Genomic DNA, 12,257 nt, shown 5'->3' on the forward strand with positions numbered 1-12,257 from the left:
CCGCTGGGGGGCGATGGCAATAACGAGAGGAGTGACTGGCATGATCCATCACGTAGTGGGACTTTTTACCCACCCCGATCAGGAATGGAAGGAAATCCGTGGCGACCAAGAGGAAAGCATCAGCCACATGTACCTGACGCACACGCTGATTCTGGCGGCGATCCCCGCTATTTCGGCTTTTATCGGCACGACTCAGGTCGGCTGGGTAATCGGTAACCGCGCGCCGGTGATGCTCACCGTCGAAAGCGCGATCTGGATGACCGTCATGTCGTACCTGGCGATGCTCGGCGGGGTCGCGGTCATGGGGGCCTTCGTGCACTGGATGGCCCGTACCTATGACGCCAATCCGAGCCTGGCCCGTTGCGTCGCGTTTGCCACCTACACCGCGACACCGTTGTTCGTCGGCGGGCTGGCGGCGTTGTATCCGCATATGTGGCTGGGGATGATCGTCGGCACGGCGGCCATCTGCTACACGGTGTACCTGCTGTATGTGGGTCTGCCGACCTTCATGAACATTCCGTCCGACGAGGGGTTCCTGTTTTCCAGCTCGGTGCTGGCGGTGGGTCTGGTGGTGCTGGTCGCCATCATGGCGTTTACCGTGATTGTCTGGGGACTGGGCGTGGGGCCCGTCTACACCAACTGACGACCGATCCAACCCGAGAAGAACAAGATCCGCCAACACAGGCCGCCGCAAGGCGGCCTTCTCGTGCCGGTTGAAAAAGAGCGACGACCATTCGGCAGTTCGGCGATTCGCAACGCCCCGGGGTTGCGGCATACTCGACGCCTCTGGAGATCCATCAAGCATGCCCGAGCAACTCAATACCCGCGTCGAAGACTGTTTCCAACTCGCTGAATCCTTTTTCAAACGTCCTTTCAAACGCCCCGTGGTGAGCCTCAAGCTGCGCGGGCAAAAAGCCGGGGTCGCGCATCTGCACGAGAACCTGCTGCGCTTCAACCCGCAGCTGTATCGGGAGAACGCCGAACACTTCCTCAAGCAGACCGTGGCCCACGAAGTCGCGCACCTGATCGCCCATCAACTGTTCGGTGACCGCATCCAGCCCCACGGCGAGGAGTGGCAACTGATCATGCGCGGCGTCTACGAATTGCCGCCGGACCGCTGCCATACCTACGCCGTCAAACGCCGCAGCGTGACCCGCTACATTTACAAATGCCCGTGCGCCGACAGTGATTTTCCGTTTTCAGCCCAGCGCCATAGCCTGGTCAGGCAAGGTCGGCGCTATTTGTGCCGTCGCTGTCGCAACACCCTGGTATTCAGTGGCGAGATGCGGGTCGAGTAAGTCCCCACCTCGTTCCCACGCTCTGCGTGGGAATGTATCCCGTGACGCTCTGCGTCACAGTGGACGCGGAGCGTCCATGGCGGCATTCCCACGCAGAGCGTGGGAACGATCTGCTAACTGGGAGCTGCGAGCTACGCGACGACTTTCGCGGCACGTAATTCGGCAATTCGCTCCGGGCTCAAGCCCAACTCCCCCAACACCTGATCCGTATGCTGCCCCAGCGCCGCCCCGACATGTCGCGGCGCCGGCAATGCCTCGGAGAACTTCAGCGGACAAGCGATCTGCGACTGCGAAGAGCCATCCCCACGGGGCACCTGTGTCACCAGTTCCCGCGCCTGCAACTGTGGATGCTGCACCGCCTCGCCCAGATTCAACACCGGCTCGACACAGGCATCGATCCCGGCGAACAGCTCGCGCAGTTCAGCAAAGTCATGCTTCTCGAACTCGACCTTCAACGCCTCCTTGAGCGCCCGCTGCTGCTCAGGCTTGGGTGACAAACCCTGGGCCGCCAGTTCCGGCTGGCCCAACGCTGCGCACAATTGCTGCATGAAGGCCGGCTCCAGACTGCCCACCGACATCCAGCGCCCGTCGCGGGAGCGGTAGTAATCGTAAAAACTGCCGCCATTGAGCATCTGATCCTCCCAGCCCGGTTCTTCACCGCAGGCCAGATACCCGGCGCCAGCCATGGCGTTCAGGCTGAACGCACAGTCAGTCATGCTCACATCCAGGTGCGTGCCCTGCCCGGTCTGTTGGCGGGAAATCACCGCCGCCAGCAAACCGATCACCCCGTGCAGCGAGCCACCCGCGATATCCGCCACCTGCATGCCCAACGGCAACGGCCCACTGTCGGCGCGCCCGGTGTAGCTGGAGAGCCCGGCCAGTGCCAGATAGTTGATGTCGTGTCCGGCGCGATCCTTGTACGGGCCGGTCTGGCCGTAACCGGTGATCGACACGTAAATCAGCTTCGGATTGATCGCCTTCAGTGCCTCGTAACCCAGCCCCAGCCGCTCCATCACACCGGGGCGGAACTGTTCCAGCACGATGTCGTAGTCCGCCAGCAACTGCTTGACCAGCTCCAGCGCCTCGGGCTGTTTGAGATCCAGCGCCAGGCTGCGCTTGTTGCGGTTCAGGTAGGCGTGGCTGGCCGAGATTCCGTGATCGTGGGGCGGCAAAACCCGCAACAGGTCGAGGCGGGTCGGCGATTCGATGCGCAACACCTCGGCGCCCATGTCCGCCAGCAGCAGCGAGGCGAACGGTCCCGGCAGCAGGGTCGAGAAATCCAGAATCTTCAGTGAGGCCAACGGTGCAGACATGGGCGATCTCCATCAACGATGCTTGCAGCCTAGGCAGCCGTCGGCGATGGGGCAATTACCGGATGCATCAGTTGCACTGACCGTTGCGCTCAAATCGCCCGCTCAAATCACAGACATGAAAAAACCCGCCGAAGCGGGTTTTTCCAATCAAGCGATGCTTACTTCACATTGCTCGGGGTTGGGCCTTCGGCCACACCCAGGTCGTCTTCGTGACGCTGGTCAACGATACCGCGACCGCCCGAGGCCAGCTCGGTTTGCAGCACGTCGGTGTCCAGTTCCTTGACCCACTTGGCCACAACGATGGTGGCAACGGCGTTGCCGACCAGGTTGGTCAGGGCGCGGGCTTCGGACATGAAGCGGTCGATACCCAGGATCAGCGCCAGACCGGCCACCGGCAGGTGACCTACCGCCGACAGGGTGGCGGCCAGCACGATGAAGCCCGAACCGGTCACACCGGCTGCGCCTTTGGAGGACAGCAGCAGCACCACCAGCAGAGTGATCTGGTGAGTGATGTCCATGTGGGTGTCGGTCGCCTGGGCGATGAACACGGCCGCCATGGTCAGGTAGATCGCGGTACCGTCGAGGTTGAACGAGTAACCGGTCGGGATCACCAGACCCACTACCGATTTCTTCGCGCCCAGACGCTCCATCTTGATCAGCATGCGTGGCAGTACCGATTCCGACGAGGAAGTACCCAGCACGATCAGCAGCTCTTCACGGATGTAACGGATCATCTTCAGCACGCTGAAGCCGTGCATGCGGGCGATACCGCCGAGCACGATCAGGATGAACGCCAGGCACGTGATGTAGAAGCAGATCATCAGTTGACCCAGTTGCACCAGCGAGCCGACACCGTAGGCACCGATGGTGAACGCCATCGCACCGAAGGCACCGATTGGCGCGAGCTTCATGATCATGTTGATGATGTTGAACATCACGTGGGCGAAGCGATCGATGAAGTCCAGGATCGGCTTGCCGTAGGCACCCAGGCGATGCAGGGCGAAACCGAAGATCACCGAGAACATCAGCACTTGCAGGATGTCACCGGTGGCGAACGCGCCGACGATAGTGGTCGGAATCACGTTGAGCAGGAAGCCGACAACGCTCTGGTCAGCGCCCTGTGCCACGTAGGTGGCGACTTTCGAGGCGTCGAGGGTGGCGACATCGATGTGCATGCCGTTGCCCGGCTGCACGATGTTGACCACAACCAGACCGACCAGCAGTGCGATGGTCGAAACGATTTCGAAGTACAGAAGTGCATAGCCACCGGTCTTGCCGACCGATTTCATGCTCTGCATGCCGGCGATGCCGCTGACCACGGTGCAGAAGATGATTGGCGCGATGATCATTTTGATCAGTTTGATGAACCCGTCACCCAGCGGCTTTACGGCCACGCCGAACTGCGGGTAGTAGTGGCCGAGCGCAATACCGATACAGATTGCGACGATCACCTGGAAATACAGGGATTTGTACAGTGGCTGACGAGTCGTCATTGCAAAGTTCCTCAAGAGTCCCGCGTAGCAACATCCATCTGTTGAACGCGACACTTGAATTGCGAACCCTCCTGCACTGGAGGGATTTGTTGTGTCGAACGACGCTTTCCGGACCGGCTCGGCGCACGCTTCTGTCGCTCTTATCGCAAACCTCGTGCCACTTTGGTGCAATTCGCTGCAAGCCTTTTGATATCAGGGGATGCAGGTTTTTCTGTGTCACCATTCGGTTACCCAAGTATGGCGGATTTCCGCCAACGCACCGGGTCTCGTCCTACAATTTGGCGGAAATCCGCCTTGTTGCCGATCAAGGCCGCCGGCTACCATCGGTCGCCAGAGGAAGGATTTGCCGCTTATGCGCGAACGCACCATCGCCAGTCATTTCGCCCGTGCCGCCCTCGGTGGCGCACGCCGTCGCGGGTTCGATTATTCGGGCCTGCTGCTGCAACTGGGTATCAGTCCCGAACTGCTCGACGAGCCGCGTGCGCGGATCGCCCCGGAACAATTCACCCAACTGATCCAGAACCTGTGGCTGGCCCTGGACGACGAATGCCTGGGCTTCGGCAACGCGCAGAGCAAACCCGGCAGCTTCGCCATGATGTGCCACGCCATCATTCATTGCCGCAGCCTGGAAAAGGCTCTGCAACGCGGCTTATTGTTTTATAGCCTATTCCCCGACGCTCCGCGCCTGACCCTGACCCATGAAGACGAATGGGTGCGCCTGAGCCTCGACGATGCGCAATGGTGGGATCCGGATCACTTTCTCAGCGAGAGCCTGCTGGTGATCTGGCATCGCCTCGGCAGCTGGCTGATCGGCCAGCGGATTCGCCTGGAACAGGCCACTTTCAGCTACCCGAAACCGGTGCACGGGGCCGAATACGATTTGCTGTTCTCCTGCCCGCTGGAGTTTTCCGCACCCCAGAGCAGCCTGGTATTTCACAATCGCTATCTGCACATGCCGCTGTTGCAGGACGAACGCACGCTCAAGCATTTTCTTGAACGCTCCCCCGCCGACCTGCTGTCACGCCCGGATGACGGCAACAGCCTCAGCAGTCGATTGCGTCGCCTGCTCAGCCATGACAGCGCGCGCTGGCCGGACCTGGAAGCCGTGGCCGCGCACCTGCACATCAGCCCACAAACCCTGCGCCGGCATTTGCGCGAGGAAGGCACCAGTTTTCAGGAGTTGAAGGACCAGTTGCGGCGGGACATCGCGATTTATCACCTGGGGCGTGCGGATCTGTCGTTGCAACAGATCGCCGAACAGCTCGGGTTTTCCGAGCCGTCGGCGTTTCATAGGGCGTTCAAGAAGTGGACGGGGCTGACGCCGGGGGCTTATCGGGCGCAGGAACAGTAGGCGGTCACAACGCCGGAAAATGAATCCTGAACGCCGCCCCGCCCATTGGTGAATCACCCAGCGTCAGTTTCGCGTTGTAGCTCTCGATGATGTCCTTGACCACCGCCAGCCCGATCCCCTGTCCCGGATGCTGGCGATCCAAACGCTCACCACGCTCAAGTATCCGCGCACGCTGATGCTGCGGAACACCCGGGCCGTCGTCTTCGATGCACAACTCGATCCCGGCCAGGCTTTCGCGCACGCTGATGCGTACTTCGCCGAGGCACAGGCGATAGGCGTTTTCCAGCAGGTTGCCCATCATTTCCAGCAAGGCGCCCTGCTCGATCGGCACGTAGCAGTGTTCCGGCAGGTCGAACGCCACGCGCACACGTTTGTCGCGGTAGACCTTGTCCAGCGTGTCGCACAGGCTTTTGAGCACCGGCCGCAGGCGCACCTGATGGCGTACCAGACCGCTTTTGCGCAGGCTGGCGCGCTGCAATTGGTAGCTGATCTGCTGGCTCATGCGTTCGATCTGGGTTTGCAGCACCCAGGCCTGATCGCGATCTTCGGGGCGCTGGGCCATGTCTTCGCTGACGCCCTGCAACACCGCCAGCGGGGTTTTCAGGCTGTGGGCCAGATCGTCGAGAGAGTCGCGATAACGGCTGCGCTGCTGGCGTTCACTGTGCAGCAAGCGGTTGAGCGAGCCGGTCAGGCGCAGCAATTCACGGGGGTGCTGTTCGCTGAGGCTTTCGAGGGTGCCGCCTTCGATTTCGTCCAGCTCCTGACTGAGCCGGCGCAAGGCTTTCAGGCCCCAGGTCAGACCGATCCACAGCAGCGAGAGCAGCACCAGCAACGCGGCGCCGAAACCGAGGTAGAGGTTTTCCCGCAGGCCTTCGAGGGTGGTTTCGTATTCGCGTACCGGTTGCAGCGCGACGATGCTGAACGCCGCATTCTTGCCACCGAGCAGTTTGACTTCGACGTCGTAGACGAAGAACTCCTGTCCGCTGGCCTCGCGAATCCGCGCGAATTCGTTGCCCATCCCGTCGTAGCGCGGCTTGTAGTTGATCTGTTCTTCCTGGGTCGCTTTGGAGCGCCAGACCAGATGACCTTCGCGGTCGTAGATGTAACCCAGCAGACGGAAATCGGCGAGGTTGAAACGCTCGTCCGGCAACTGCATCGGCATCACCAGCCGGCCGTTTTCAATCCGCGCGGCAGAAATCAGTGTGGTGACGTCCGAGGCCAGGCGCTGCTCGATCGAATCCTGCAGCGCCAGGCTGAACGCACCTTGCATCGCCGGGAGCAAGGCGAGCATGAACAACACCGCCAACGTGGTGGCGGCCAACATCAAGCGAACGCGAAGCGAACGGATCAAGTGCAGCGCTCATTGAACAGGTAGCCGAGGCCGCGCACCGTGTCGATCGGCTTGAACCCGGCCGGGCCTTCCAGCTTGCGACGCAGGCGCCCGACCAGCACTTCGATCACGTTCGGATCACGCTCGTCGTCATCCGGGTACAACTGCTCCATCAGGCGATCCTTGGGCACCACTTGCTGGTGGTGGCGCATCAGGTATTCGAGGATCCGGTATTCGTACGCGGTCAGCGCCAGCGGCTGCTCATCGAGGGTCGCCTGCTTGCGATTGAGGTCGAGCAGCAGCGGCCCGGCGACGATGGAAGACTGGGTGAAACCGCTGGAACGACGCAGCAGCGCATTGAGTCGCGCTTCGAGTTCTTCGAACTGGAACGGTTTGACCAGATAGTCGTCGGCGCCGGCGGCCAGGCCTTCGACCTTGTCCTGCCAGTTGCCACGGGCGGTGAGGATCAGGATCGGGAAGCTCTTGCCGTCCGAGCGCAACTGACGGATCAGGTCGAGCCCGCCCATGCCCGGCAGGCCGAGGTCGATCACCGCCAGGTCAAAGTTGAATTGCCCGGTCTGGTACAGCGCCTCTTCGGCATTGGCCACGGACTCGACCACATGACCGCTTTCCGTCAGGCGGGTTTGCAGGTGATGGCGCAACAGCGCTTCATCTTCGACGACCAACAGTTTCATGACGCTCTCCCGGGCAAATCAGAATCTCCAACAGCATACCTGCGACAACGGTGTACTGCCGCTTTTGAGGGTTCTGTTCATTTCTCCCCTCTGACATGATTCAAGCTTACTGAACCGGGCCTGTACCTGCCCTGAACACACCCTGAACCCGAGCGCAATCAAATGAACTAGGCTGTTTTGACCTTTTATTGTCAGGAGACCCGATCATGCGCCTGTTCCTAGCCCTCACCCTGCTCGCCTTCAGCAGCCTCAGCGCGGCAGCCATCAAGACCGAGGAAATCCCTTACCAGAGCGCCGACGGCACGAAACTGATCGGCTACTACGCTTTCGACGATGCCATAAAAGGCCCGCGCCCGGGCGTTGTAGTGGTGCATGAATGGTGGGGCCTCAACGACTATGCCAAGCGCCGCGCCCGGGATCTCGCCGGGCTTGGCTACAGCGCGCTGGCCATCGACATGTACGGTGAAGGCAAGAACACCGAGCACCCGAAAGATGCCATGGCATTCATGCAAGCGGCCACCCAGAATGCCGATGCGGCCAGCAAACGCTTCCAGGCCGGTCTTGATCTGCTGAAGAAACAACCGCAGACCGACACCGGCAAACTGGCCGCCATCGGTTATTGCTTCGGCGGTGGCGTGGTGTTGAATGCCGCTCGCCAGGGCGTACCGCTGGCGGGTGTCGTGAGTTTCCACGGCGCACTGGCCACCAACACCCCGGCGACACCTGGCAGTGTCAAAGCCAAAGTCCTCGTCGAGCACGGCGCGCTGGACAGCATGGTCACCGCCGACAACGTCACGGCGTTCAAATCTGAAATGGACAAGGCCGGCGCCGACTACAAGTTCGTCAGCCTAGACGGCGCCAAGCATGGCTTCACCAACCCCGACGCGGATCGCTTGAGCCATGGCGATCACGGTGGCCCGGACATCGGCTACAACAAGGCAGCGGATGAAAAATCCTGGGCGGACATGCAGGCATTCTTCAAGAAAATCTTTGGCTGAGCCGGAGTATGCTGATCGCTCCCACGTTCTGCGCGAGAGCGATCTGCACCAGCGCACTATTCAGCCTGAAGGCAACCCGGCAAAATGGCCGCCATGAATGCCAGCCCCCTCCTCCCCGCCTGCTGCACCCCGCTCGATGCCCACTGGCCGCTACCGACCGTGCTGCCGGACACCGTGCTGCTGAGCACCCACTTCGACCCGGCGCAACTGCTCGGCGATGACTTCCGCCGCAGCGCCATCGAGCCGCCGCCGAGCATCCAGCGCTCGGTGGCCAAGCGTCAGGCGGAATTTCTGGCCGGGCGGATTTGCGCCCGGGCCGCGCTGCAACAACTGGAAGGCAAAAGCAGCGTCCCGGCCATTGGCGAGGATCGCGCACCCGTGTGGCCGGCACATATTTGCGGCTCGATCACCCACAGCACCGGCCGGGCCGCAGCGATTGTCGCCAACAAGCAGCACTGGCGCGGACTGGGCATGGACCTGGAAAACCTGCTCAACGCCGAACGGGCCGAGCGGCTGGCCGGGGAGATTCTGACGCCGGCAGAGTTGCAGCGCATGGCTGCCGGCGCCCGCGATCAACTGGCGTTGTGGGTGACGCTGACGTTTTCGGTGAAGGAAAGCCTGTTCAAGGCGCTGTACCCGATCGTCCAGAAGCGTTTCTATTTCGAGCACGCCGAGGTGCTCGACTGGACCGAACAGGGTCATGTGCGGCTGCGCCTGCTGACGGACCTCTCCAGCGAATGGCGCAACGGGACCGAACTGGACGCACAGTTCGGGGTGCACGACGGGCAGTTATTGAGCCTGGTCAGCATCCAGGCTTGAGCGGCTTCAGCGCCGCTCCTGATTCCGCGGCCAGCTCAGGCTGAAACACGCCCCGCCCAGGCTCTTGCTCTTCCCGATCAACGCCCGGCCGTCATGCCAGTGGATGATCCGCCGTACGATCGACAGCCCCAACCCGTGCCCACCGGATGCCCGGGTACGGCTGTCGTCCAGCCGCAGGAATGGCGTGAAGATTTTCTCCCAGGCACTTTCCGGCACACCGGGGCCGTCGTCCTCGACGTCCACCCGGCAACGCATCTGCCCGACCTGATAACTGACCGTGACCCTTGAGCGCGCATGACGCATGGCGTTGCCCACCAGATTCTGCAAGGCGCGATGCAGGTAACGTGGCTCGGCCTCGACCCAGGCATCGTCGCAGTCGGCGGCCGACAGGCACAAACCACGTTGCACCGTGACGTCGGCACGCAGTGGCGCCAGTTCTTCGATCACCTGATTGACCAGTGCATCGAGGTCGATGCGCTGGAACGTCAGCGCCGGCGAGCCCTGCTCAAGCCTCGCATAAGTGAGCATTTCGTCCACCAGCTTGTCGAGGTCCTCGATGTCGTGGTCCATGCCTTCGCGGTACTTTTCCAGCGCTTGCGGGGTGGTGGCCGAACCGATCATTTCCAGACCGAAGCGCAGGCGCGCCACTGGTGTGCGCAACTCATGGGACACCGCGCGCACCAGCTCACGCTGGATCGCCAGCAGCTGTTGCAGGTGCTCAGCCATGCCGTTGAACGCCGCCGCCAGTTTCCCCACCGAGTCGGCGCCGCGGGCCGGCACCCGGGTTTCCAGACTGCCCTTGGCGATACGCGTGGCCGCCGCTTCAAGACCACGCAAACGCCGTTCGAGCTGGCGCACCAATAAATAGACAATGAGACCGATCAGGCTCAGCCCCAGCGCGGCGATCAGCACCAGCCATTGCGGCGGGTACGGATTCATCTGATAGAGCGGGCCGATTTCCAGCACCCACGGCGTACCGACCATCCCGGCGAACACCCGGATCGAGTCCCCGCCCTTGCCCAGCGCCATCACCGTATCGCCTTCCGACACACGACGACTCTGGTCTTCATCCATGTCGGCCTCGTTCACGGTGACCAGCCGCAGGTCGAAACCGAAGCCCTTCTCTTCCTTCAATTGCGCCAGTCGTTTGGGCTGCTCGCCCACCGGCACCCGCACCAGTTCATCGGCCAGCAGGTAGATGGTCGCCCGGGCCAGTTGTTCACTGATCTGCTGCACCTCGCCCACCAGCACAAGCTGCTCCTTGTCGCTGACCAGTCGATAGACCTTGGCCGCGTGCGGCCCGGTCTGTTCGACCAGTGCCTGCCCGCGTTGCACGCGGGTGCGCTGGGTGAGGTCGAGATCGGTCTGGGCGAAGGTTTTCAGTGCCAGCGGAATCCCCAGCAGTCGTTCCCACACCAACAAGGCGCGGTGGCGCTCGGTCTCGTTCATCGGTTGCAGGTTGTCGGCCATCAGCGAAAACGTGCCGTGGGCCAGACGCTCTCGGTACTGCTCGCTGCGTACCTGGTTGAGCAGGTGCAGCGCGAGAACGCCGAGCACCGCCACCAGAATCAGCGCCGCGCACATGCCGCCGTAGATGCGCAGGAAGATCGAGTTCACAGCGGCAGTTCTACGCAAGCTTCAGGCACGAACAGATAGCCTTTGCTGCGCACGGTCTTGATCAGGCGCGGGTGATCGGGGTCGTCGCCGATCTTCGGACGGATGCGCGATATGCGCACATCGATCGAACGGTCCTGGCCGTCGTAGCCGATGCCGCGCAGCGCGGTGAAGATTTCTTCCCGCGACAGAATCCTTCCGGCGTTGGACACCAGCAGCCACAGCAGATCGAATTCGGCGCTGGTCAGTTCGATGCCGCTGTCGCTCAGCCAGGCTTCGCGCAAGGCGTTGTCCACCACCAACGGGCCGAATTGCAGACGGCGTGGCTTGCCCGACGCCGGCTCCGGTGCGTCACTGCGTCGCAACAACGCCTGGATGCGCGCCAGCAACAGCCGTGGGCGAACCGGTTTGCACACGTAGTCATCGGCGCCGATGTCGAGGCCGAGGATCTGGTCGGCATCGTCGGTGCGCGCGGTCAGCATCAGGATCGGCCCGTCGTACTGGTCGCGCACCTTGCGGCAGATGCTCAGGCCGTCTTCACCGGGGAGCATCAGGTCGAGGATCACCAGGTCCGGTTGCTCCTTGATGATCCGCGCCGCCGCCAGGGCTCCGTTGCCTTCGATCTCCACGCGCAATCCATTGGCTTGCAGGTATTCGCGGGTCAGTTCGGCCAGACGCTGGTCGTCCTCGACTATCAATACCTGCCAGGCTTCTTGCTCCACGGATGACCTCTGCTTGCCGATGTTGCGAATAAAGGAAGGATCCTCCCGTCTTTTTGTCATCTTTAAGGAGGATAAGAATGCGTGTACACGGGCCGATTGTATAAACGGCGTACAGCGAGAACACAAGTCGGTAAATGCGTTCGGACAAGGCCGTTTTTTGTGATAGGGTTCGCGCCCTTAAAAATCCGCTGAAGCGTTTTTCCCGAAGAGAAAACAGTGACAAACGGTCTAACTCAGCAGGTTCGCGGCCTACAAAGGAATTCCCTGTTTCGCACACAATTTACGCACAGGGTTATCCACAGGCTGTCCGTTGCAATCGCCCCCCAAAACGCATTATCTTGTAGCCCGCGCTCAAAAAAACCCTACATATAGGGTTTGACGCTAAAAACCAAACACAAACCGGACAGTGAATTCAAGGCTTTTTATTGCCATTGTCGGGTTGAACCAAACGTATTTTCAGAAGCCCAAACCGCGCCTGCGGATGGCTACCGTTTTTCAGCCGATCACGGCGTAAACGGTACGGGTGTTGCAGTTCAAAACTGCTCCCCGAAAGGAATGCGGTTTCACGCGTATCGCGCGAACCGAAGACTTCGGCATGGAAGCGGCGCCCACAAGGCCCACTTC

Annotated in this window: 11 protein-coding genes; 5 read left to right on the forward strand and 6 right to left on the reverse strand. The window is 61.5% G+C overall.

Annotated elements, in window-relative coordinates:
• Positions 1-40 precede the first annotated feature (40 nt).
• Positions 41-643 carry a Yip1 family protein gene (locus AC3WRD_RS16935; RefSeq protein ID WP_053122787.1) on the forward strand — a complete coding sequence of 201 codons (603 nt, stop codon included), beginning with the start codon at positions 41-43 and terminating at the stop codon, positions 641-643.
• Positions 644-803: 160 nt separating this feature from the next.
• On the forward strand, positions 804-1,298 hold the full coding sequence (locus AC3WRD_RS16940) for a SprT family zinc-dependent metalloprotease (protein WP_096818035.1): 495 nt from the start codon (positions 804-806) through the stop codon (positions 1,296-1,298).
• A gap of 131 nt (positions 1,299-1,429) precedes the next feature.
• Here AC3WRD_RS16940 and AC3WRD_RS16945 read toward each other — a convergent pair whose 3' ends face one another.
• Both AC3WRD_RS16945 and AC3WRD_RS16950 read right to left on the reverse strand, forming a co-directional pair.
• Positions 1,430-2,611, reverse strand: a complete 1,182-nt coding sequence (locus tag AC3WRD_RS16945; RefSeq protein WP_102621008.1) for a CaiB/BaiF CoA transferase family protein — start codon at positions 2,609-2,611, stop codon at positions 1,430-1,432.
• 158 nt (positions 2,612-2,769) lie between these two features.
• The gene (locus AC3WRD_RS16950) at positions 2,770-4,104 is read right to left on the reverse strand and encodes a dicarboxylate/amino acid:cation symporter (protein ID WP_096818039.1); all 1,335 of its coding nucleotides are present in this window, start codon (positions 4,102-4,104) and stop codon (positions 2,770-2,772) included.
• 352 nt (positions 4,105-4,456) lie between these two features.
• Here AC3WRD_RS16950 and AC3WRD_RS16955 point away from each other — a divergent pair, with 352 nt between their 5' ends.
• Positions 4,457-5,455, forward strand: coding sequence for an AraC family transcriptional regulator (locus tag AC3WRD_RS16955; RefSeq protein ID WP_102621009.1), 999 nt, complete (start codon positions 4,457-4,459; stop codon positions 5,453-5,455).
• 4 nt (positions 5,456-5,459) lie between these two features.
• On the opposite strand, the gene AC3WRD_RS16960 is transcribed toward AC3WRD_RS16955, so the two are convergent.
• Entirely contained in the window at positions 5,460-6,806 is a 1,347-nt protein-coding gene (locus AC3WRD_RS16960) for an ATP-binding protein (RefSeq protein WP_102621010.1), read from the reverse strand.
• Positions 6,803-7,480: a response regulator transcription factor gene (locus AC3WRD_RS16965; RefSeq protein WP_096818046.1), complete on the reverse strand. Its 678-nt coding sequence runs from the start codon at positions 7,478-7,480 to the stop codon at positions 6,803-6,805. The genes AC3WRD_RS16960 and AC3WRD_RS16965 overlap by 4 nt, the downstream gene beginning before the upstream one ends.
• Before the next feature lie 206 nt (positions 7,481-7,686).
• Here AC3WRD_RS16965 and AC3WRD_RS16970 point away from each other — a divergent pair, with 206 nt between their 5' ends.
• Positions 7,687-8,478 (forward strand): dienelactone hydrolase family protein, encoded by a 792-nt coding sequence (locus tag AC3WRD_RS16970; RefSeq protein ID WP_096818048.1) that lies wholly within the window; start codon positions 7,687-7,689, stop codon positions 8,476-8,478.
• A gap of 93 nt (positions 8,479-8,571) precedes the next feature.
• Positions 8,572-9,297, forward strand: a complete 726-nt coding sequence (locus AC3WRD_RS16975) for a 4'-phosphopantetheinyl transferase family protein (RefSeq protein WP_102621063.1) — start codon at positions 8,572-8,574, stop codon at positions 9,295-9,297.
• Between the two features lie 6 nt (positions 9,298-9,303).
• Here AC3WRD_RS16975 and AC3WRD_RS16980 read toward each other — a convergent pair whose 3' ends face one another.
• Positions 9,304-10,914 (reverse strand): ATP-binding protein, encoded by a 1,611-nt coding sequence (locus AC3WRD_RS16980; protein ID WP_102621011.1) that lies wholly within the window; start codon positions 10,912-10,914, stop codon positions 9,304-9,306.
• Positions 10,911-11,633 (reverse strand): response regulator, encoded by a 723-nt coding sequence (locus tag AC3WRD_RS16985; protein WP_096818051.1) that lies wholly within the window; start codon positions 11,631-11,633, stop codon positions 10,911-10,913. Before AC3WRD_RS16985 ends, AC3WRD_RS16980 begins: the two co-directional genes overlap by 4 nt.
• Positions 11,634-12,257 lie beyond the last annotated feature (624 nt).

It is taken from the genome of Pseudomonas sp. FW215-R2 (assembly GCF_058789255.1).